General features: G+C 62.8%; 23 protein-coding genes. 13 read left to right on the top strand and 10 right to left on the bottom strand.

What is annotated here, in order from left to right:
• The first annotated feature begins 5 nt into the window (after window positions 1–5).
• The 3 genes from ABX74_RS08805 (at window position 6) to ABX74_RS08795 (ending at window position 2,068) form a co-directional block, all read left to right on the top strand.
• On the top strand, window positions 6–524 hold the full coding sequence (locus tag ABX74_RS08805; RefSeq protein ID WP_003943230.1) for a MarR family winged helix-turn-helix transcriptional regulator: 519 nt from the start codon (window positions 6–8) through the stop codon (window positions 522–524).
• A gap of 238 nt (window positions 525–762) precedes the next feature.
• The gene (locus tag ABX74_RS08800) at window positions 763–1,146 is read left to right on the top strand and encodes a hypothetical protein (protein ID WP_223257864.1); all 384 of its coding nucleotides are present in this window, start codon (window positions 763–765) and stop codon (window positions 1,144–1,146) included.
• 10 nt (window positions 1,147–1,156) lie between these two features.
• Window positions 1,157–2,068 carry an NmrA family NAD(P)-binding protein gene (locus tag ABX74_RS08795; protein ID WP_223257863.1) on the top strand — a complete coding sequence of 304 codons (912 nt, stop codon included), beginning with the start codon at window positions 1,157–1,159 and terminating at the stop codon, window positions 2,066–2,068.
• A gap of 42 nt (window positions 2,069–2,110) precedes the next feature.
• On the opposite strand, the gene ABX74_RS08790 is transcribed toward ABX74_RS08795, so the two are convergent.
• Window positions 2,111–2,356, bottom strand: coding sequence for a DUF3253 domain-containing protein (locus tag ABX74_RS08790; RefSeq protein WP_046379624.1), 246 nt, complete (start codon window positions 2,354–2,356; stop codon window positions 2,111–2,113).
• 108 nt (window positions 2,357–2,464) lie between these two features.
• Between ABX74_RS08790 and ABX74_RS08785 the strand changes: the two genes are divergently transcribed.
• Window positions 2,465–3,091 carry a class I SAM-dependent methyltransferase gene (locus ABX74_RS08785; RefSeq protein WP_189637321.1) on the top strand — a complete coding sequence of 209 codons (627 nt, stop codon included), beginning with the start codon at window positions 2,465–2,467 and terminating at the stop codon, window positions 3,089–3,091.
• 115 nt (window positions 3,092–3,206) lie between these two features.
• Window positions 3,207–3,674, top strand: a complete 468-nt coding sequence (locus ABX74_RS08780; protein ID WP_020971317.1) for a hypothetical protein — start codon at window positions 3,207–3,209, stop codon at window positions 3,672–3,674.
• Window positions 3,675–3,693: 19 nt separating this feature from the next.
• On the opposite strand, the gene ABX74_RS08775 is transcribed toward ABX74_RS08780, so the two are convergent.
• From ABX74_RS08775 to ABX74_RS08765, 3 genes are all read right to left on the bottom strand, one after another.
• Window positions 3,694–4,131 carry an SRPBCC family protein gene (locus ABX74_RS08775; RefSeq protein ID WP_047888664.1) on the bottom strand — a complete coding sequence of 146 codons (438 nt, stop codon included), beginning with the start codon at window positions 4,129–4,131 and terminating at the stop codon, window positions 3,694–3,696.
• A gap of 96 nt (window positions 4,132–4,227) precedes the next feature.
• A complete protein-coding gene (locus tag ABX74_RS08770; RefSeq protein WP_047888663.1) occupies window positions 4,228–4,917 on the bottom strand; it encodes a hypothetical protein in 690 nt (229 codons plus the stop codon).
• Complete coding sequence (locus tag ABX74_RS08765; RefSeq protein WP_047888662.1) at window positions 4,914–5,834, bottom strand: LysR family transcriptional regulator; 921 nt, start codon at window positions 5,832–5,834, stop codon at window positions 4,914–4,916. Before ABX74_RS08765 ends, ABX74_RS08770 begins: the two co-directional genes overlap by 4 nt.
• A 95-nt stretch (window positions 5,835–5,929) precedes the next feature.
• On the opposite strand from ABX74_RS08765, the gene ABX74_RS08760 reads away from it, so the two are divergent.
• From ABX74_RS08760 to ABX74_RS08750, 3 genes are read left to right on the top strand one after another with little or no spacing between them, the layout of a single operon-like run.
• Complete coding sequence (locus ABX74_RS08760) at window positions 5,930–7,132, top strand: YbfB/YjiJ family MFS transporter (protein ID WP_047888661.1); 1,203 nt, start codon at window positions 5,930–5,932, stop codon at window positions 7,130–7,132.
• Window positions 7,133–7,177: 45 nt separating this feature from the next.
• Window positions 7,178–8,206 (top strand): NAD(P)H-dependent flavin oxidoreductase, encoded by a 1,029-nt coding sequence (locus ABX74_RS08755; protein WP_047888660.1) that lies wholly within the window; start codon window positions 7,178–7,180, stop codon window positions 8,204–8,206.
• The gene (locus ABX74_RS08750) at window positions 8,203–8,907 is read left to right on the top strand and encodes a hypothetical protein (protein ID WP_019745987.1); all 705 of its coding nucleotides are present in this window, start codon (window positions 8,203–8,205) and stop codon (window positions 8,905–8,907) included. Before ABX74_RS08755 ends, ABX74_RS08750 begins: the two co-directional genes overlap by 4 nt.
• An 18-nt stretch (window positions 8,908–8,925) precedes the next feature.
• On the opposite strand, the gene ABX74_RS08745 is transcribed toward ABX74_RS08750, so the two are convergent.
• The 3 genes from ABX74_RS08745 to ABX74_RS08735 all read right to left on the bottom strand — a co-directional run bounded on the left by ABX74_RS08745 (window position 8,926) and on the right by ABX74_RS08735 (window position 12,687).
• The gene (locus tag ABX74_RS08745) at window positions 8,926–9,411 is read right to left on the bottom strand and encodes a hypothetical protein (RefSeq protein ID WP_047888659.1); all 486 of its coding nucleotides are present in this window, start codon (window positions 9,409–9,411) and stop codon (window positions 8,926–8,928) included.
• A 20-nt stretch (window positions 9,412–9,431) separates the two neighbouring features.
• Complete coding sequence (locus ABX74_RS08740) at window positions 9,432–11,267, bottom strand: acyl-CoA dehydrogenase (RefSeq protein ID WP_021333262.1); 1,836 nt, start codon at window positions 11,265–11,267, stop codon at window positions 9,432–9,434.
• A 397-nt stretch (window positions 11,268–11,664) separates the two neighbouring features.
• Window positions 11,665–12,687: a zinc-dependent alcohol dehydrogenase family protein gene (locus ABX74_RS08735; protein ID WP_047888658.1), complete on the bottom strand. Its 1,023-nt coding sequence runs from the start codon at window positions 12,685–12,687 to the stop codon at window positions 11,665–11,667.
• Window positions 12,688–12,821: 134 nt separating this feature from the next.
• On the opposite strand from ABX74_RS08735, the gene ABX74_RS08730 reads away from it, so the two are divergent.
• On the top strand, window positions 12,822–13,718 hold the full coding sequence (locus tag ABX74_RS08730; protein ID WP_007735613.1) for a helix-turn-helix transcriptional regulator: 897 nt from the start codon (window positions 12,822–12,824) through the stop codon (window positions 13,716–13,718).
• A gap of 27 nt (window positions 13,719–13,745) precedes the next feature.
• Here ABX74_RS08730 and ABX74_RS08725 read toward each other — a convergent pair whose 3' ends face one another.
• Window positions 13,746–14,954, bottom strand: a complete 1,209-nt coding sequence (locus ABX74_RS08725) for an MFS transporter (RefSeq protein ID WP_047888674.1) — start codon at window positions 14,952–14,954, stop codon at window positions 13,746–13,748.
• A gap of 178 nt (window positions 14,955–15,132) precedes the next feature.
• Here ABX74_RS08725 and ABX74_RS08720 point away from each other — a divergent pair, with 178 nt between their 5' ends.
• Both ABX74_RS08720 and ABX74_RS08715 read left to right on the top strand, forming a co-directional pair.
• Complete coding sequence (locus ABX74_RS08720) at window positions 15,133–16,218, top strand: PQQ-dependent sugar dehydrogenase (protein ID WP_047888673.1); 1,086 nt, start codon at window positions 15,133–15,135, stop codon at window positions 16,216–16,218.
• Between the two features lie 109 nt (window positions 16,219–16,327).
• On the top strand, window positions 16,328–16,732 hold the full coding sequence (locus ABX74_RS08715) for a DUF4259 domain-containing protein (RefSeq protein ID WP_047888657.1): 405 nt from the start codon (window positions 16,328–16,330) through the stop codon (window positions 16,730–16,732).
• Between the two features lie 25 nt (window positions 16,733–16,757).
• Here ABX74_RS08715 and ABX74_RS08710 read toward each other — a convergent pair whose 3' ends face one another.
• On the bottom strand, window positions 16,758–17,441 hold the full coding sequence (locus tag ABX74_RS08710; protein WP_007735616.1) for an SDR family oxidoreductase: 684 nt from the start codon (window positions 17,439–17,441) through the stop codon (window positions 16,758–16,760).
• Window positions 17,442–17,518: 77 nt separating this feature from the next.
• Here ABX74_RS08710 and ABX74_RS08705 point away from each other — a divergent pair, with 77 nt between their 5' ends.
• Window positions 17,519–18,127 (top strand): TetR/AcrR family transcriptional regulator, encoded by a 609-nt coding sequence (locus ABX74_RS08705; RefSeq protein WP_007735618.1) that lies wholly within the window; start codon window positions 17,519–17,521, stop codon window positions 18,125–18,127.
• A 93-nt stretch (window positions 18,128–18,220) separates the two neighbouring features.
• Here the strand turns inward: ABX74_RS08705 and ABX74_RS08700 are convergent, their stop codons facing one another.
• A complete protein-coding gene (locus ABX74_RS08700; protein WP_047888656.1) occupies window positions 18,221–19,186 on the bottom strand; it encodes a hypothetical protein in 966 nt (321 codons plus the stop codon).
• Between the two features lie 283 nt (window positions 19,187–19,469).
• Here ABX74_RS08700 and ABX74_RS08695 point away from each other — a divergent pair.
• On the top strand, window positions 19,470–19,789 hold a 320-nt coding region (locus ABX74_RS08695), incomplete at its 3' end, for an SDR family NAD(P)-dependent oxidoreductase (RefSeq protein ID WP_047888655.1).

Raw genomic sequence — 19,789 nt, 5'->3', positions numbered from 1 at the left:
GTTGCATGGCAGTGGACGGAACCGATCACGACTCACCCACGTTGGATCAGGCGCGGCGGCAGTTGGAGCATTACGGCCTCGGGTCCGATCCGCAGGCGGTGCTGGTTGCGGTGCGGCTGATTTCGGCGGGCGCGCGGCTCGGTCGAGCAACCGAGGTTCACTTCGCGAGGTATGGACTGTCGACCGGCCGTTACCGCTTGCTTGCGGATCTGGAAGACCACGACGGGGAGAAATCTCCCTCGCGACTGGCCGCTGATCTCGGCGTCTCGCGAGCCACGGTGACCGGGCTGGTCGACGGCCTCGAGCAGGAGGGTTTGGTCGCTCGGCGTCCGTCCGCCGAGGACGGGCGTGGTGCGGTGGTCGTCCTGACTGCTCGCGGCGCTCAGCGTTTGCGTGACATGGCGCCCGAACACTTTGCTCGTCTCGAGGAAATGGTCGACGAGCTCACTGTCGACGAGCGTGCGGTTTTTCTGGATCTGCTCTCGCGGGTCGTTCGCGGTATCGGTGCGCTGACTGCGGAGTAGTCGGCTGGGATTCCAGGCATTCGTGTAGCGATTCGAATCGTCGCCAATTCTCGACAGAGGCTTCTCTCTCCATGCCCAAATAGTTAGCCACCTAATTATAAACGGAAAGTTGGCCTCCTTCATGTCCGGACTCACCCCGCCGATCCGTCGCGAAAACAAAAGGGAGATAAACGATTCCAATCGATTCGACCCGGTTGCCGATCGTCGCGCCGCACGACCTTTCACCCTGTGGAGAGAGGTGCTGGTCGCCTACCTTGCCCCTGCGCTGATGGCGGGTGCTGGCGGAGTCGCATCCGGCCAATCGGGCCTCACGACGGCGGCATTTACGTCCATCGCGGGCACGTCGGCAGTGGTGGCGTTGCTGATCGGCTCCTGGCTGCGGCGTCGCGGGAGGTCACGACCGTGGACCACGGCCCTGCCTCGCATCGTGGTGGCGGCAATTCTTGCCGTCGGAGCCGCTGTGATTGCTGGTCTCGTCGGGTGGTTCGCCTCCCGTTGGCTACCAGCTCACACGAGCGTGGTCGACACCGCTCGGCTTGCTCGCCTGCAACTCGATCTACCGATATCTGCCGCTGTGGCTGCCGTCATCGTCAGCTGGCGATGGCGCCGTCAGAATCCCTGACAGACAACACATGTCAAAGATCCCCGGCTTCGCGGGGAAGACCGAAAGGAACACGATGATCGTCATCATGGGAGCGTCCGGAACCACAGGCGGCGCGTTGCTACGCAGTCTCGCATCCTCGGGTGTGCCGAGCCGAGCGCTGTCCCGCGACCCGGACAGGCTGCGCGCCCACCTCGGCGATTTGGCCGACGGTTTGGTCGAAGTAGTGCGGGCCGATGCCGCAGACTCAACTTCGCTACGCACTGCTTTCGAAGGGGCTGAACAACTTTTCCTCGCCATGGCCAACGGACTCGAACAGGTCGAGCTCGAAACGCGTGTGATCGACATAGCCGCCGAGAGCGGCGTCGAACACATCGTCAAGATCTCCGATCCCGCCGCCGCGGCCGACTCCCCCATCGCTCTCTCCCGCGGCCACCATGCCGTCGGCGAACACCTGCGCGCATCCGGGATCCGCCACACTCTGCTCCGCCCCTATGCGTTCATGCAGAATCTGTTGCTCCTGGCTCCGGCGGTGGCTGCGCAAGGGGTGATTCTGGGCGCGATGCGGGACGCGCCGTGCAACTGGATCGACTGCCGAGATATCGGTGACGTCGCCGCGGCCGTGCTCACACGCGCCGACCTCGCCGGCGGTACCTACGTCCTGACGGGTAGCGAGGCAGTCGGCTACGGCGGCATCGCCGATTCTCTGACCCGCATGCTCGATCGCCCCGTCCAATATATCGACCTGGCACCGCACGAACTGCGGCAAAACCTCGTCGATCATGCCCACATGCCTCCGTGGCTGGCCGAGCACATTCTGGAGATCCAGCAACTTGCCGTCTCGCGCCCGGAGTCACCCACCGACACGGTGGCACGTGTCCTGGGGCGTGAGCCACGAAGCCTGGATGCGTTCCTGCGTGAGCATCTGGACCGTTTCCGCTGATTCACGCTGCGAGAGCAGTGCCGCCAGAAGTCACGCGGTTGATCAACGAGCCCACCGAATCCTGATCGGACCTCGTACGGATTCCGGGTCGACGACTTCGCCGCCCTGGGTGATCTGTACTTCGCCGTCGGCCACCATGTGGCGGGCAGCCTCTCGGACGGGGTCCATCAGCGGACGCCAATTGTCGGGTGCCGCTGCGCGGGCCACGTCGGAGGGGCAGATGCTCGACTCGGCCGATCGGGCACTGAGTAGTTCGCGGATCTTCGCCGCCAGTTCTTTCTCTTCCACCGTATGACCTCAGTTTCCGGACGTGACCGTAGGCCTTCGACAGAGTATGAACCTTCGGTTCGGCGAGTTGTGGCGAAGGAATGGTGCACATCGATAATTATTGACGGCGTGGAGAATTCGAGTGCAACGCGCCGCGACGTAGTCCGAAAGTCGTATTCGGCCAGATCCCAGGAGTACGCGGACCTCTTCGGTTCGATGGATTCGACGCATGTATCTGATCGGGCCCTGGTGACCAGCTGGGCTGCCACTTTGACCGGCCCCGTGCTCGACGCCGGGTGCGGGCCGGGGCAGTGGACAGACTTCCTGGCCCAGAGCGGGCTGGCTGTGAGCGGGATCGATCTCGTGCCCGAGTTCGTCGAACGAGCCCGCAACCAATACCCGGATCTCTCCTTCGAGGTCGGGGGCTTCGAGGCATTGGACGCGAAAACGAATTCACTGGGCGGCGTGCTGTCCTGGTACTCGCTCATTCACCATCACCCGCAAGATATCGAGGCACCGCTCGCTGAATTCGCGCGCGTGATCCGCCCAGGTGGTGGGTTGCTGGTGGCCTTCTTCGAAGGCGCAACCGTAGAGCCTTTTGATCATGCCGCGACGACTGGTTATCGATGGCCGGTGACCGAACTTGCCGAGGTGCTGGTCACAGCGGGTTTCGACGTGATCGAGACCCATACCCGGACGGGGAGCGGTTACAGGCCGCACGGCGCAATCACTGCCAGCCGGCGTGGAGGCGAATAGCGGATCGAGACAGAGCTAGCAATCCTCTTTCATTCATTTCGTGTCGGTGGTGTGCTGGATGAGTCACTCCCCGGCTTTTTCAGCACCGGATCATCCACAGTTGAAAGAAGGCGCCATGACCACGATCCATCTTCACAAGACGACCACTGCGACGCCCGAACAGGTCCTTGCCGGCCTGACCGACTTCGGCCCGGGCCGTGAGGAAATCTTCGGCCGCAGTGCGGACAGCTACCTGAAAGTGCACCAACAAGGACCCCACGATGCTGATGTCACCGAGGGCTCCAGTGGTATCTGGGAGCGTCTGCACTACGACTGGACCGACCCGCACCGCGTCGTGATGACAACCACCGACTCCAACCTGTGGGGCGGGGCGTCGAGCCATACCTACACGCTGACCCGGCAGCCAACGGGTCTGACCGATGTCGACGCCGTCGTGGTCCGGGACGGCAAGAACCTCAAGGGAAAGCTCCTGGCGTCGGTACTCGGACTCGTCGGCACCCAAGTGCTGGGAAAGTCGTTCACGAAGTCCATCGATGCCATCGAAGCTCGCAACGGTGGCGCGAGCGGCGGCAACACACAGTGACAAGAACCTGACGGACTTGTCAGAGCACTTCGAGGGCTTCCGTCATCTTCTTCACCGTCTCTGGTGCCACTTTGGCTTCGAATCCCGCCTTCAGGAGAGGCGACGCAATCTTGGCGGCACCGTTGAACTCGACGTTCGCGTGATATTCGATCTCGGTCGAGTTCGGACCCACCGAAGTCAAGGTGATGTCGTCGGTACTGGTGGCAGTCTTGTTCTTTCCTTCGAGAACAACGTGATTCAGCTCGTCGGTCACCAGCGTGTACGTCAGTTCCGTGGTGACGCCGAACAGCTTGGACACGTTGTGCCACTGGGTTCCGACGCCGACAGGACCGTCGGAGATCTGTGTGCAGCTCTCGGTGCCCGGATCCCACGTCGGCGCATTGGCGAAGTCGCGGAGAAACGCCGCAGCCTTTTCGATCGGTACCTCGGCGGTGAATTTGCGGGTGACGTCAACCATGCGGTGGGCCTTTCGGTTCATTTTTCGGCGGTAGTGCCGCGGTGAGAGTTCGTTCCGACGCCCGGGCTACCCAAACTCGACAAACGGTAACCACCTTCAGAAGACTGCGCGGTCCAGTGGACGCGGAAGCGGATCGAGTGCGCCGGTCTCGCGCAGGCGCTCGTACGCCCGAACGAGCCCATCGACGGCCCCGATCTGTAGCAACACGCCGCCGCCCGGTAACGCGGCAACGCCTGCTGCCAGGTCATCCGGGATCGCGTCAGCGCGAGCGGACGAGAGGTAGCCGACTCGGCCGATCACGGGATCACCGACGCGATAGTCGGACTCGTCTTCGAGAGCGTCGAGGATGTTGTCGTCGGTGACGTCTCCGAAATCCGGTTCCCACACCGCGGCGAGCATCCGAAGTAGTTCTGTCTCAGGAACTTCGGCGGCGTCCGGCGCGCTGACGGCAATAATCATCGACTGAAGGACGATTTCAGGTTCGCCGCCCGCCAACCCGGAGAGCTCGAGCCCCCATTCGGGCCCTCCACTGGATGCGAGCCTCAATCCGATTCCCAGACGATCCGACCAGTCTTCGGCGGCCTGCGCGTTCTCGAGGACCTGCGCCAACTGGTCGACGGTCACGGCAGTAGCAGGTCCAGCGGAATGGATCTGTTGCCACGACCCGCCGACCACCTCGGGCAAGAGGAATTCGACTTGCTCCAACGTCCGACGCCACCGGGAGGCCACGGCCTGCACCGATTCCGGCCGTCGTCCCCAGAAAACTCGAATAGCGCGTCGTGTCATCGAGTCCTTCGGTAAGGATCGTCCATGGGTAGCCATATCCCGTCTTCGTGGATTTCGAGATCAGTGACGCCGCGGGTGAGAGCGTCGACGGCCGCGAGAACTGCAGGGCGCGTTTCGTTCTCGCGGCACAGGAGTGACCACGTCCAGATCGCCGCGGGGTCGATCACCGGACGTGCAGTGAGATCGCTTGGCAACGTGATGGTCTGCCCTTTGGGCGAGTTGACGACCGGACGGCCGACGGCACGGACGTGATCGAAGAATGCCGGACCGGTGATACCACCGTCGTTGATGCGCAGGATCTGTGCGCCGGTATCGCGAGCGAATTCTTCGGCGTAGACGTTCCACGAATACCAGGAGGTGGTGTCGTCGTCGACGAGTACGACGACGTCGCGGGCTCGCACCGGTGTGGTGTCTTCTCCGGTGGAGACCGCGTACAGCCGATCCGCACCGAGCAGTCTTGCGCTCAGAGCATGTTGGGCGACATCGGTTTTCCGCACCCAGGCGATCGCCAGGTCGAGGCTGCCGTCCGCTACCCGCGCGGCCTGCGCGTGCGAAGGCACCACCCAGGCGTCGACGTGTAGTTGCGCGACCCCCGACGTGCGAGCGATCAGATCCGTGGGGAGCCAATTGACGTAGCCGATCCGGACGGGCTCGGCTCCGGACAGACGCTCCGCGCGGCGTCGCAGATCCTCGGCACTCTCGAGTAGCGCACGGACATCAGGGAGCAGGGCCGCGCCGGCTGGCGTCAGAGCGACGGAACGACGGTCGCGGACGAACAGCTTGACGCCGAGGTCGCGTTCGAGTGCCATGATCTGCTGCGACAATGACGGCCCGGCTATCAGTAGCCGCGCCGCGGCTCGGCCGAAGTGCAATTCCTCGGCGACGACCTCGAAATATCTCAGCTGACGCAGCTCCACGATCCTTCATGCTACGTGCGGTGGGAGGTTGTGCCTATCAGTCAGGAGCAAAGCGGTCGTGGCGGTCCGGCGCGGCCGGGGCACACGATAAGACCATGACCACAATCCACAACGGCGTCTCCCCGCGAGCGCACGCTGTCCAAGCTGCCACTGCGCTGGCGGCGAGCATGGGAATCGGTCGATTCGTCTACACACCGATTCTGCCGTTGATGCACACGCAGGCCGGTCTGTCCGCCTCGCTCGGCGCCACCCTGGCGACGGCCAACTACATCGGGTACCTGATCGGCGCGCTCGCGGGAATCCTCATTCCCGGCGTGGTGCGCTCGGCAGCGGTGATGCGTACGTCGTTGGTGGTCCTCATCGCGACTTTGGCGCTCATGCCCACTACCCACGACGGATCCATCTGGTTCGCCCTGCGGCTCGTCGCAGGCATTGCCAGTGCCCTCGTCTTCATGATCGCCGTCAGCGCTTTGCACGCGCACCTTCGGGGGCAGTCCCAATTCCTGGCCGGATGGGGATTCGGCGGAGTTGGGTTGGGTATCGCCCTGTCCGGGGTCCTCGTGTTGGTCGTCCGCTTCGTCGGCACCTGGAGCACTGCCTGGCTGGCATCTGCGGCCCTTGCAATGGTGTGTGCGGTCGCAGCCTGGGGATTGACGCCGGAACCGCGTCCGATCATCACACCGGACGCGCCGGGAACTCCCAGTTCCCAACGCGGGTTCACTGCCTTGTTCATCAGTTATTTCCTGGAAGGCATCGGCTACATCATCGCGGGCACGTTCCTTGTTGCCGCAATCGATCTCGCCGCTCCAGAATGGGTCGGCAGCGGCGCTTGGATAGTGGTCGGTCTGGCCGCATTTCCCTCGTGCGCCCTGTGGGCTTGGCTCAGCCTGCGTTGGTCGAGGCCGACTCTGCTTCTCGTTGCCCTGTTGATTCAGGCGGTGGGCATAGCGCTTCCTGCTGTGATCGGAGGCGTCGGCCCCGCACTGATTTCAGCTTTCCTGTTCGGTGTCACCTTCCTTGGTATCGGGTCAATTGTGTTGGCAATCGGCGCGCACCTGCAGTTCCCACGCGCCGTGGCGTTGCTGACCGCTGGATACAGCGTCGGTCAGATTCTCGGCCCACTCGTTGTCACTCCGTTGCTGCGAGACGGGTATCGCGACGCTCTGCTGTTGGGTGCGGCCGTCGTTCTGGGCGCAGCAGTGGCCGCCGCGGTTTTGCGGTTCCGATTCCCTTCCGATCTCGATGCGGACCCTCGGACGGCCACCTCGACTGAGGAGGTAGTTTTTGATGTCAGATGACGAAACCGCCGGAGCACTACCCGACGTAGGACTGGAGATGTTCGAATGAGCGCACTCACAACCGATCTCGACCTGAAGGTCCCTGTCATCGCAGCCCCCATGGCCGGCGGCGCTTCCACACCGGCACTTGTTGCTGCTGCCTCTCGCGCAGGCGGTCTCGGATTCCTCGCCGCCGGGTACAAGACGCCTCAGGTTCTGTCCGACCAGATCGACACCGTGCGCGCCGAGGGAGTGTCGTTCGGTGTCAACGTCTTTGCTCCCAACCCGGTGCCTGTCGACGTCGATGCCTACCGTGCCTATACCAGGGCGATCCAGGTCGAGGCGGATCGCTACGGCATCACACTGGCTGACGGTGAGCCTGTCGAAGACGACGACTACTTCGAGGACAAGATCGATCTGCTCCTGGCCAGCCCGGTTCCGGTGGTCAGCTTCACCTTCGGCTTTCCCACACCCGGCGTCATCAAGGCGCTGCGCGCTGCCGGTTCACTTGTCGTCCTCACTGTGACTTCGGAGGCAGAGGCGCTCCTTGCCGTCGACGCCGGTGCCGATCTGCTTGTCGTGCAATCGTCGGCTGCCGGCGGCCACTCCGGAACGCTCACTCCCCTGCAGGTTCCGGCAGAAACACCGATCACCGAACTGATCGCACAAATCCGTCATCGCACCTCTGTTCCGCTATTGGCGGCCGGTGGACTGGCGACCTCCGCCGACGTCGCTGCAGCCTTACGTGCCGGAGCGGACGCGGCAGTCGTCGGTACCGTACTGCTGCGCACCGAGGAGAGTGGTGCCTCGGCTCCGCACAAGGCAGCTCTGGCCGACACGTCACGCGGGAACACGGTCGTCACAAGAGCTTTCACGGGACGTCCTGCACGGGCACTTCGGAACGAGTTCATCGATCGCTACGACGCACAAGCGCCCATCGGGTATCCGGCCATCCATCACCTGACCAACCCGATGCGCAAAGCCGCTGTTGCGCAAGCAGATCCCGAGCGAATGCACCTGTGGGCCGGCACCGGCTATCGCCACGCGACGGAGGAACCAGCCGGGGTAGTGCTTTCGCGATTGGCTAACCTGTGACGGCGCGGACACCGGAAGCCGGATTGCCGGAAGTAGTGACATACGACGGGTTGCCCGGGTCCGCCGGTGGTGCACACTCGCTTCGAGTCAAGCGTCCCGATGTTGCATTTCAGCGGCTGCAGACATTCCTGGAATCCTGCACCGAACCAGTGTCGTTGCCGTCGTGGACGTTCGAGATCTACCAGAGTGGGCCATCCGAGCCGACCGCGCAGTTGTCATCGTTCGCTACCGAGCTCTTCGGTGGGCCCCGCTACAAAGCGCAAACCCATACCGAATGGAACGTCCCACCGGGTTCTGTCAACGAAGCGCTCGATGCCCTCGTTGGTTGCGATGCAGTCACAACCCACGGACGTTCTGTGGCGGCACTGACCTGCAGCGCGCCCGTACGCCTGATCGACCCCAACACGCGCGCGCCGTACCCCGACATCACCCCCGACGCGTTCGGCCGTTTTGCCGTAGATGGATACGGCCGGATTCTCGGCGAGTCAGGCATACGCGCAACCCTCGGCAACGCGACATCCTCACTGTCCCTGTGGCTCAACCTGCCTGCAGACGAACGGTTGTCGTCCGGTGCTCGTCACCTACAAGACCATCTCCCGTTCCGGTTGTCCGCGAAACACTGGCGTCTCTGGCGGCCGAACCGGAGCGGAGACTCGTATCGTTCCAACAAGATTCCGTCACCGGTTCACGACCACGTTTGAATCACGCAGCAAGCATTCTCATCTCGGGCAGAGTTCGCCGATCTCGGAGACAATGCGATCAGCGCTGCGAACCACCCATACCGCGCGTCCGCCACGCAATGTCGGCATCAAGAGTCGGTCCTTCTCGATGGGCCAGTGCACAAAGGGAAATCCGCCGGCCAGCTCGTCCTGGACTTCGCCGGCGATCAGGGCCGTCAACTCCTGTACAGGCTGTTCGATGTGCGGCCCGACGACCCTGACGCCGATCAGGGGACTGGTTCCTGCACTCTTGCCCTTTGGCTGTGGTCCAGCGTCGAGCGCGAGGTGGCACTGACCGTCATCGAGCATCGACACCGTCCACACGCAGTTCTCCATGTACGTATCGGGGCCGTGCCAGCGGCATTGCAGATCCTTGCCGACAGCCTGGCACGCCTCGACGACGTTGGCGGGAGCGTCGTCTGGTGCATCCGGCCCCATGATCGGAAAGCTCCAGACCCCTACGTACTCGATGTCGGGCAGATACATGCCTTTACTGTGGCACGTTGTCAGAATGCGTCTTCCTCGAGTTCCATGATCTCGTTGTCGAGGGAACCCAGGATTTCTTTCGTCGACGCCAGGATAGGCAGGATGTTCTTGGCGAAGTACGACGCGATGACCACCTTGCCCCGATAGAACGACCGGTCCTTTGCCGACGCGTCACGGTCCAAGGCTGCCAACGCGACTTCCGCTTGCACCAACAGGCGCCATCCGATGAGCAGGTCGCCTACCGCGTACAGAAAGCGCACCGAGCCGAGGCCTATCTTGTACAACTCGGAGGGTTGGTCCTGGGAAGCCATCAGATACCCGGTGAGCGTCCCGGCCATCTCCTGCACGTCGGTCAAGGCGGTCTCGAGTAGGACTCGCTCGGCCTTGAGTCGACCGTTCCCGGCCTCACTGTCGATGAACTCTCGTATGCGACCGGCTACGTGAGCGAGTGCAACGCCGCGGTCGCGTGCGATCTTTCGAAAGAAGAAGTCCTGCGCCTGGATCGCCGTGGTGCCCTCGTACAGGGTGTCGATCTTGGCATCGCGGATGTACTGCTCGATGGGGTAGTCCTGAAGATAACCGGAGCCGCCCAGGGTCTGCAGGCTCTCGGTGAGCAGTTCGTAGGCCTTCTCGGAGCCGACGCCCTTGACGATCGGCAGCAGCAGATCGTTGACCCGCGCCGCCAATTCGGCATCCGCACCCGAAACCAACTCGGCGACATCGGCATTCTGGTGTGCAGCGGTGTAGAGGTAGACCGCTCGGAGGCCTTCGGCGTAGGCCTTCTGCATCGCCAGGCTGCGTCGGACGTCGGGGTGGTGCGTAATGGCCACACGGGGCGCGGTCTTGTTTGTCAGCTCGGTGAGGTCTGCGCCTTGAATTCGTTCTTTTGCGTACTCGAGGGCGTTGAGATAGCCGGTGGACAGTGTTCCGGTAGCCTTGGTGCCCACCATCATTCGAGCATTCTCGATGACCTGGAACATCTGGGCGATACCGTTGTGGACATCACCCACGAGCCAGCCGACGGCAGGAACGTCCGTCGCTCCGAAGGTGAGCTCGCAAGTTGGGGAAGACTTGAGGCCCATCTTGTGCTCGACGCCGGTGACGTACACACCGTTGCGCTCTCCCAGTTCAAGTGTGTCCGAGTTGAAATGGGACTTCGGAACGTAGAACAGGCTCAAACCTTTGGTTCCTGGACCGGCTCCCTCGGGCCGGGCAAGCACCAAGTGGAAGAGGTTCTCGGCCGTGTCTCCGACGTCACCGCCGGAGATGAACCGCTTGACGCCCTCGATGTGCCACGTGCCGTCGTCCTGCGCGATTGCCTTTGTTCGGCCTGCGCCTACATCGGATCCGGCGTCTGGTTCGGTGAGCACCATCGTTCCGGCCCATCCGCGCTCGAATCCTTCTTTGGCCCAGTGTTTTTGCTGTTCGTTTCCGATGGTGTAGAGCACGCTCGCCATCAGTGGACCCATGTTGAAAAAGCTTGCGGATCCGTTTGCCGCGACCAACATTTCGCCGATCGCCCAGACCAACGGCGCCGGAGCAGGAACACCACCCATGCCTTCTGGTAGGCCGAGTCGCGACCAACCGGCCTCGTTCACCGCCTCGACCGTCTTGCGTAGAGGTTCCGGGACCACAACTGCGTGATTGGGTGCGTCGAATTCGACAGGGTTCCGATCCGCGTCGGCGAAGGACGCGGCGACCGGGCCTTCTGCCAGTCTCGCTACTTCCGCAAGAATGTTGCGCACAGTGTCGGTGTCGAGGTCCCCGTATGCGCCGGCATCCAACAGTTCGCCGATCCCGAGCACCTCGAACAGATTGAACTCGATATCACGCACGTTGCTTTTGTAGTGACCCATTGTTCTCCGACCTTGGTTCGTCAGCAATACGATTCGTCAGCAGATACGGCTCGTCAGCAGTACACAAGAAAGCCTGCCCCACAAGGAATTCAGTACGCAACCGTAGGTAGAGACGAGTGTCGTTGCTACAAAGTAGCGCCAAGCCGCTCTCATTGAAACATTCACTCGTACAATCGGTTTCCGCTGGTGGGGGTGCATATCAGTTGTGTAGCATCCTTTTGAATCAAAGCAGCTGCGCACCAATCGAAGTGCCCATCCTCACCTTCGGTGTCAAACGCATTCGCTGTGATCAGTGAACATGCTGCTCGGTAAACCAAGAGCGCCTCTCGTTGGTAGCCGAGACGTTCCTCGATCGGCGTGTAGAGCCCAGTTCTGTCTCGTGAGCCTTTGGTATCGGTCAGAGGGTGAGTAGCACTTTGGTGGCGCGCCGCTCGTCCATCGCCTGGTAGCCCGCGGCGGCGTCCTCCAACGGGAGAGTGAGGTCGAAGACGATGCCCGGGTCGATCTGGTCGGTCATGATGAGCTCGATCAGTTCGGGTAGGAATCGCCTGACCGGCGCGGGACCGCCGAGCAGGCTCACCGTCGCGAAGAACAGGTTCATGCCGTCGAGCTCGACGCCGTGGGATACCCCGACGTAGCCGACATGTCCGCCGGGGCGGGTAGCTCCGATAGCCTGCATCATCGATTCTTGGGTACCTACGGCTTCGACGGTCGAGTGGGCGCCGTAGCCGCCGGTGAGTTCCTTGATCTTCGCGATGCCCGCGTCGCCCCGCTCTTCGACGATGTCGGTGGCGCCGAATTGTGTGGCGAGTGCCTGCCGGTCGGCGTGACGTGACATGGCAATGATCCGCTCGGCGCCGAGTTGTCTGGCAGCGAGGATCGCCAAAAGTCCGACTGCGCCGTCGCCGACGACGGCGACCGTTTTGCCAGGTCCGGCTTCCGCAGCTACGGCGGCGAACCAACCGGTGCCGAGTACGTCGGAGGCTGCAAGGAGGCTGCGGGCCTGCCGCTCGGTCGGCTCTCCGTGGACAGGGACGAGGGTGCCGTCCGCGAGCGGGATGCGAGCGTATTCGGATTGGGTGCCGACCGAGCCCATCATGACCTGGTGGATACAGCGAGACTGAAAGCCGGCCTCGCAGATTTCGCAGGTGTTGTCCGACGCGACGAACGAGCCCACGACGAAGTCCCCAACTTCGATGTCGTTGACCTCGGGGCCGACCTGTTCGACGACGCCCACGTATTCGTGTCCCATCGGCGTCGGGCCATTCAGCTCTTCGATGCCGCGATACGGCCAGAGGTCGGAACCGCAGACGCAGGTGGCTGTAACGCGAATGATCGCGTCGGTCGGTTCGACGATCACCGGCGCATCGATCTCTTCGACCCGGACATCGCCGGGGGCATGCATGACGACAGCGCGCATGACGTGGCTCCTCACCATCGGTTTCTTCGTGTCACTTCAACCTGATCACGATTTGGCGGCGTGCGGGAGTCCCGCGCGATAGTGGTACTGCGAGGGACTCCCTCGCTACCGGTCACTGACTTACCCTCGATGGCATGGACGATCGAGCGCAAGTACGCGAATTCCTGACCTCGCGGCGCGCCCGAGTCACGCCCGAACAAGTTGGACTGCCGGCCGGATCGAACCGCCGCGTGGAAGGTCTGCGTCGAAGTGAAGTGGCAACCCTCGCTGGCGTGAGCGTCGAGTACTACACGAGGCTCGAGCGCGGAGCGATCAGCGGCGCATCGCCCGGAGTGCTCGACAGTATCGCGAAGGCCCTACGACTCGACGACGCCGAGCGCGCCCACCTTTTTGATCTCGCGCACGCGGCAAGCCCGGTAGCCAGGCCCCCGCGTCGGCGAAATGCGAAGGGCTGGAAGCCCCATCAGAGCCTGCAGTGGGCGCTCGACGCAGTCACCGCAGGACCCGCTTTCGTGCGGAACGGTCGCATGGATCTTCTTGCGGTCAACCCACTCGCCCGTGCGTTCTACAAGGACCTGTACGACATGCCGGGGCAGCCCCCGAACATCGCGCGCTTCACGTTCCTCGACGAAAGGGCTTTCGAGTTTTATCCGGACTGGAACGCGTTTGCCGAGGTGACCGTCTCGATTCTGCGAACCGAGGCTGGGCGAGATCCTCACAACAAGGAATTGCACGATCTGATCGGTGAACTCAGCACTCGGAGTGAGGAATTCCGGCGTCGGTGGGGCGCGCACGACGTCCGCCATCACGGCACCGGATTCAAGACTTTTCACCACTCCGCCGTTGGGGAGCTGACGCTTGCCTTCGAAGGTTTGGAGATGGCCGCCGAGCCGGGGTTGACGCTCACGATCTACACCGCAGAGCCGGGATCGCCCTCCGCGGAACGGATGCAGCTACTCGCCTCGTTGGCAGCCAGTGAGAATGCGGACTCTGCTCCTCACGTGTCGGAGCGGTCGCTGACGGACGGCTGACGAACTGCGCGACGGTTGATTGGGTCGTCAGTTGACGACTTCGACGGTGGTGCGCTTCGTGCGTTCCTTGCGCAACAGGATCATCAGCGGCAGAAAGTAGAGAGCGGCAACGCCGGTGCCTACCAACACCGGCCCAGTGGCACCGAGACTCGAGGCGAACGCGAACCCGGCGATCCAGGAGCCGACCGCCGTGCCCAGATTGAACGACGAGGTGCTGAGAGCAGAAGCCATCGTCGGCGCCTGATCGGCATAACGCACAGCCATCCCGATCAGGATGGGATTGGTCGACATGCCGAATAGTCCCAGCATGACTACGAGAATCACCGTCACGATCACGTTGTGCGAGAAGAGGCAGAGCGCCCCGAGTACGAGAAACGTCATCGCTGCCGAGACGAACAAGACCCCGTACTGATGCTTCGCACCGAGTCGACCGCCGAGATTGGAGCCGACGAACGCACCGAGTCCGTAGCCGACAAGCACTAGCGGCACTGCCGACGCAGCAAGTCCCGTGTTCTCGGTCAACAGCGGAGAGATGAAGCTGTACGCCGCCAGCGACGACCCGCACACGACGGCGCAACCGGACAGAACGAGCCAGATGCGTCCGTCCCGTAGGCTCGCGATCTCCGCTCGCCAGGACGGCACCGCACCGGAGTCGGTGTCGGCGGGTACCAATCGGTGGACGACGGCCGCGGCAACGAGTGCGAGGGCGGCAAGGGCCCAGAAAGGACCACGCCACCCGATGCTCTGACCGGCCAGAGCGCCGAGCGGAACACCGATGACGTTCGCGAGCATGCCTCCGCCCAAGACGATGCCGAGCGCGCGCGAGGAAGACGCCGGGCCGGCCGCCTTTGCTCCGACCACTGCGGCGACTGCCCAGAAGGCGCCCGTCGCCACGGCTGTGAGGAAGCGGGCGCCGAGAATGAGTCCGAAGTTGGACGAGAGCGCGACGATGACGTGTCCGATCGCGAAAACAATCAGAGCCGCGCTCAAGGTCACGCGTCGGGGAACCCTGAGTGTCAAGATCGCCATCGCCGGCGTGCCGACGATCATTCCGATCGCGAAGACGGTGATCATCAGGCCGACGTTCGCGATCGACGTACCGAGGTCACCCGCGATTTCAGGAAGAATGCCGGCGACGACGAATTCGGTTGTGCCCATCAAGAAAACTCCGACGGCCAGCACGTAGATCACGAGCGGCAGGCGGCCGGTTTCTTCGACGGTCGGGGCGGAAATCATGAGGTGGTCAGTTCTCTTTCTGTTGACGACGCGCATGTCGTGGCGCACCCGTCCAGGGCATCACGCCCGTCGCCTGCGAGGGAGTCCCGGTCGTTGGGGGTACTCGAAGGGACTCCCGGTGTGGCCGATTGCGCGCTACCGTCGGCGCAAAGACTGCCTGAACCCGGGAGACGCGCCCATGACACGACGACAGATCCGAGGACTGGGCGCCGCCGTGCTCGTCTCGGCCTTCCTGACGGCCTGCGGTAGCGAGGATCCTGAAGGGCCCCGTCCGCAGGCAAGCACGACAACACGATTGGCGCCCGCCGCGGCCTTCGGTGAACCCGAGACCGTCGCCGACGGCTTGGACGCGCCCTGGTCGATCGCATTCCACGGCGACACACCACTTGTCAGTGAGCGCGACAGCGCGCGAATCCTCGAACTCGACGCCGGCGGAAACAGCCGCGAGGTGGGAGTCGTCGACGGCGTCAGCCCCAGAGGTGAGGGCGGTTTACTAGGGATCGCAGTACGTGAAAACCGCCTGTATGTGTACTTCACCGCGAACGGGGAGAACCGGATCGAACGCTTCGACATCATCGGTGCTCCGGGGGAATTCGCGCTCGGGCCGGCCGAGACGATTCTCGACGGGCTCGCTTCGGCCAACTACCACAACGGTGGTCGCATCGCGTTCGGCCCGGACGGGATGCTGTACGTGACCGTCGGTGATGCCGGTAGTCGAGACAGAGCTCAGGACCTCGACTCGATGTCCGGGAAAATCCTTCGAATGACTCCGGATGGCGATGTGCCGCTAGATAATCCATTTCCGAACTCGTTTGTCTACAGCTACGGCCACCGCAACTCCCAGGGCATTGCCTGGACCGAGGACGGCACGATGTACGCCAGCGAGTTCGGGCAGGACACCTGGGACGAGCTCGACAAGATCGAAGCAGGCGGAAACTACGGGTGGCCCGAGGTCGAAGGGATTGCGGGTGAAGACGGATTCATCGACCCGCTCCAACAATGGTCACCTGACGATGCCAGCCCCAGCGGAATCGCCATCCACGACGGCACGATCTACATCGCCAATCTTCGTGGTGAGCGACTCCGCACGGTGCCCTTGACCGATCCCGCGACCGCCGACGAGCAATTCGTCGACGAATACGGGCGCCTCCGTGATGTTGTAGTCGCACCGGACGGGTCGCTGTGGATACTGACGAACAACACCGACGGACGCGGCGACCCCAACCCCGGTGATGACCGCATCATTCGCGTGCCGTTGCGCTGATGTCGATTTCCGGCGAACGCAGTACTTCCAGCCCGAGGATCCTCGCCGAAGCCGGTGATTCACTAATATCGTTACGACAGATGACGCGGGTACGGATCGGAGAGACAGCATGGGGACTTGGGGTTCAGGACCTTTCGACAACGACGTAGCGGGCGACCTGCTCAGCGCGGTACAGGCGGGTGACTACGACATCGACGATTACGCTAGCCACCCCGATGGCGGTTATCTCGATGCCGATGATGCTCAAACAGCAATTGCCGTCGCCGAGATTCTTGCGGTTGCGCACGGCGTTGCGCCGAAGCCTGTGCAGCTGGATGGAATTGACGCCGCCGGGTACGTCAGCACCTTGAGCCCGGAGCAGAAGAGTTGGGTCCTTACCGCACTCGAGCGTGCAGTTTCCGACAGCGACACTTCGGAGTTGTACGAGTTGTGGGAAGAGAACGGTCCGGAAGACCTCGCAGCTTGGCGGGCACCGATCCTGAGCAGATTGGCCAGCCTCAAAACGGTGGGGTGAGCGTCACTCGTTTGCAGTCCCTTGCTTACTCGGAGTTCGACGAGGACAGACTCCCCTTGACGTACCGGGTGGTGTCGTCAGCGAGGATCTCGGCGAGTCCGCTTTCGATACCGTCCAGTGCTTGCGCGGCGACGTCGGCAGGATCGATCTTCTGTTCGGCGGGTACGCCAGCGGCCATGTCGGTATCCATGTATGCGACATGCAGTGCCGATACGGAGATTTTGCGCGGCGCAAGTTCTTCTCGAACGGCGTCGGTCATCGCCCAGGCCGCTGCCTTCGACGACGCGTAAGACCCGAGCGCGGCTGGATGGAACCAGGACAGCACCGACAGAACGTTGAGTATTGTTCCGCCGTCGTTGTTTTCGATGACGGGAGCAAACGCCCGGGTCACGGCGAGCGGGCCGTAGAAGTTGACGTCCATCTCTCGTCGAATGTCATCGATGTCGCCTCCGATCAAGGGTGCCGAGGTAGAGATTCCGGCGTTGTTGACCAGCAAGGTCACATCCGATGCGATTTGCGCGGCGGCGGTTATCGATTCGGCGTCCGTCACGTCCAACCTCAGGGGGATGACGCCGGGTAGATCGACAGTTTCCGGATTGCGCGCAGCCGCGTACACCTTTGCGCCGCGCTCGACGAGTCCCGCAGCCAGATGGCGTCCGAGCCCGCGATTGGCTCCTGTGACGACCGCAACCGTCTTGTTCAGGTCCATGATTCTCCCAGTGTTGTGATTGCTCGTGACGTTTAGATTATGAATCAAATCTAAGTGTCGGCTAGGATAGATGTCAAGTGAAATCCAAACTGGAAGGCGTTGTGATGGGCCGCGTATCGCAGCAACAAGCGGAAGAGAACCGTCGGCGCGTCGTGGAAACCGCAGCCCGACTGTTCCGAGAGAAGGGCACTCACCTCAGCGTCGCTGACTTGATGAAGGCGTCGGGGCTGACCCACGGTGGCTTCTACAAGCAGTTCGCGTCCAAGGACGCTCTCATCGACGAAGCGACCACCCACGCCTTCAAGGAACTGGCTCAGCTGCACTCTGCGGGACTCGAAGAGCATGCAGGGCAACGTGACTCCGCCCGAAAAGCTTTGATCGATACCTATCTCTCGGTGGCGCATCGCGACAACCCGGCAGACGGATGCCCCGCTGCTGCGCTCGCCGCCGACATGGCGCGCGAGCCTGCAGACAGCGAGGCCCGTCGGGTTTACACGGAGGGAGTGGGGGATTTTGCCGCAGCTCTTGCCGACGACGAAGCTGTCGGTCTCCTCCGGCTCTCCACCATGCTCGGTGCACTGGTTCTTTCGCGAGCTACCAAGGGTTCCCCGCTCTCCGAGGAAATTCTCGATTCCGCGCGCGTCGAACTGATCAGAGGGCTTCGAGAGCCGCTGTCATCTTCTTGACGGTCTCGGGTGCCCTGGCCGCGAATCCCGCTTTCACGAGGTCCAGTGCTCGCGGTTCCGAGAGTCGGACTCTCGATATGTCGATTGAACGCTCTAGTTGATTCCGACGACTTCCTGGGCGATCGCTGCGAGTCTTGCCTGGGCAGCGGATACGACGCCGTGTCGGTTCTTGTGCGCTTCCTCGTACGCAACGATGTCCCGCACCTGTGCGGCGTCGGTCAGTTCCTTCACGGCGGAGACGGCTTGGGTGACGTTGAGTTCGTCGAAGTCTTCGATGGGAAGTTCAGTGGGGTCGAGTAGCCCACTCGACTTCCGTACCGAACGGAAGACGTCGGCGGCACCGTCAGCACCTTCTCGGCGAGTGACCTTCTCAGCCGTGGCGATGGCCGCATACCTACTGGCCGAGAGTGTTTTCACAGTCACGTCACCGGCATATGCGCCCCAGCTGATCAGCTCACCCAGTACCGGCGGTGAGGTGCGAACAGCGTCGATGGCACGGTCGAGACTGCGGGTGGACCAGGAGACCGGAACGTTGACCAGCCGTATCGCCGCGCCGGTGGCAGCTTGCATCGGTGTGCGGCGCAAAGCTGCCGGTCCACCGAGTGCCTCTTCGGCCAAGACAGTCGTGAGCCAGTCCACGGTCGCGGAGTGTGCAGTGATGAGGCGGTCGGCCAACGCCGCGACGGTCTGATCGCCGCCGGCAGTGGCCAGGGCCTTGAGGTAGCGGGAGCGGTCGAGGAGTTGATGTTCGAGCGCAAGGTCTCCCAATACCGCTTCGTCGAAGGGCTGAGCCTGTTCGACTATCGCTTTCACTCCGGCTGTCGCGCGTCCGATGAACGGACCGACCAATTCCGGCACGCCCCCCAGATCGCGAACAGTGGACTCGATGGAACTCGCCCTTTCACGGCCGTTCTCTGCGTTTTCCGTCAATTCGCGTCGAACAGCCTCGGTTCTGGCCTGTGCGACGCGCGTTTCGGCGACCTGGATCTCGGTGTGCGTCAGACCGAGGAGGATGCGTAACTGGGTGATCAAGGCGGACGTGGTTTCGGAGTTGCTCATATCGGGGTCGTCCCTTCGTCGGTGCGTGCTTTACGTGATGTTCAGCTTCTGCTCGACGAGTGCTCCGCGGGTCGCGGAGCCACCGCCGCTACGCGGGCTACCCCGACCTACCGCGTAGTAACCACAACGAACAAGTGGGGTCGACGCATCGAGATCGTCGGCACCAGGATGAGTGAGACCCCGGCCACCCCGAGGTTTCGATTTCTATTCGGCGGGAAGGAGGCATGTGCAGTGCATCCATCCAGAAGCCCGCGAGAAACTGCGTCACCCGAGGAGTATCGATATGCCGGACCAGTACGCAATGCAGGACCCGACCACGCGGTTCCCCGCTCCTGTGCGTGAGCGGCAGGCGGAGATCGCACACCCCGGTCTCACCGCAGACATGATTTCTCCTCCCGACCACGGTGAAAACACCTATCGAGGAAGCGGTCGACTCGAAGGAAGGCGTGCGATTGTCACCGGAGCGGATTCGGGCATCGGACGTGCGGTCGCGATTGCATTTGCCAGAGAAGGCGCGGACGTTGTCCTGAGTTATCTCGACGAGGAAGAACAGGACGCTCGGGAAACCGCTCGCTGGGTCGAGGAGGCAGGTCGCAAAGCCGT

It is taken from the genome of Rhodococcus sp. ARP2 (assembly GCF_001029585.1).
In the GTDB taxonomy this organism is placed as follows: domain Bacteria; phylum Actinomycetota; class Actinomycetes; order Mycobacteriales; family Mycobacteriaceae; genus Rhodococcus_F; species Rhodococcus_F erythropolis.
The sequence above is the reverse complement of the archived record's forward strand: the minus strand, read 5'-3'. Positions and strand labels throughout refer to the sequence as shown.

Bases quoted from the DNA above. Each gene is read 5' to 3' on its own strand.
- ABX74_RS08805 (WP_003943230.1), top strand. From the start codon at position 6: ATGGCAGTGGACGGAACCGATCACGACTCACCCACGTTGGATCAGGCG.
- ABX74_RS08795 (WP_223257863.1), top strand. From the start codon at position 1,157: ATGTCAAAGATCCCCGGCTTCGCGGGGAAGACCGAAAGGAACACGATG.
- ABX74_RS08780 (WP_020971317.1), top strand. From the start codon at position 3,207: ATGACCACGATCCATCTTCACAAGACGACCACTGCGACGCCCGAACAG.
- ABX74_RS08775 (WP_047888664.1), bottom strand. From the start codon at position 4,131: ATGGTTGACGTCACCCGCAAATTCACCGCCGAGGTACCGATCGAAAAG.
- ABX74_RS08770 (WP_047888663.1), bottom strand. From the start codon at position 4,917: ATGACACGACGCGCTATTCGAGTTTTCTGGGGACGACGGCCGGAATCG.
- ABX74_RS08760 (WP_047888661.1), top strand. From the start codon at position 5,930: ATGACCACAATCCACAACGGCGTCTCCCCGCGAGCGCACGCTGTCCAA.
- ABX74_RS08755 (WP_047888660.1), top strand. From the start codon at position 7,178: ATGAGCGCACTCACAACCGATCTCGACCTGAAGGTCCCTGTCATCGCA.
- ABX74_RS08745 (WP_047888659.1), bottom strand. From the start codon at position 9,411: ATGTATCTGCCCGACATCGAGTACGTAGGGGTCTGGAGCTTTCCGATC.
- ABX74_RS08740 (WP_021333262.1), bottom strand. From the start codon at position 11,267: ATGGGTCACTACAAAAGCAACGTGCGTGATATCGAGTTCAATCTGTTC.
- ABX74_RS08735 (WP_047888658.1), bottom strand. From the start codon at position 12,687: ATGCGCGCTGTCGTCATGCATGCCCCCGGCGATGTCCGGGTCGAAGAG.
- ABX74_RS08730 (WP_007735613.1), top strand. From the start codon at position 12,822: ATGGACGATCGAGCGCAAGTACGCGAATTCCTGACCTCGCGGCGCGCC.
- ABX74_RS08725 (WP_047888674.1), bottom strand. From the start codon at position 14,954: ATGATTTCCGCCCCGACCGTCGAAGAAACCGGCCGCCTGCCGCTCGTG.
- ABX74_RS08720 (WP_047888673.1), top strand. From the start codon at position 15,133: ATGACACGACGACAGATCCGAGGACTGGGCGCCGCCGTGCTCGTCTCG.
- ABX74_RS08715 (WP_047888657.1), top strand. From the start codon at position 16,328: ATGGGGACTTGGGGTTCAGGACCTTTCGACAACGACGTAGCGGGCGAC.
- ABX74_RS08710 (WP_007735616.1), bottom strand. From the start codon at position 17,441: ATGGACCTGAACAAGACGGTTGCGGTCGTCACAGGAGCCAATCGCGGG.
- ABX74_RS08700 (WP_047888656.1), bottom strand. From the start codon at position 19,186: ATGAGCAACTCCGAAACCACGTCCGCCTTGATCACCCAGTTACGCATC.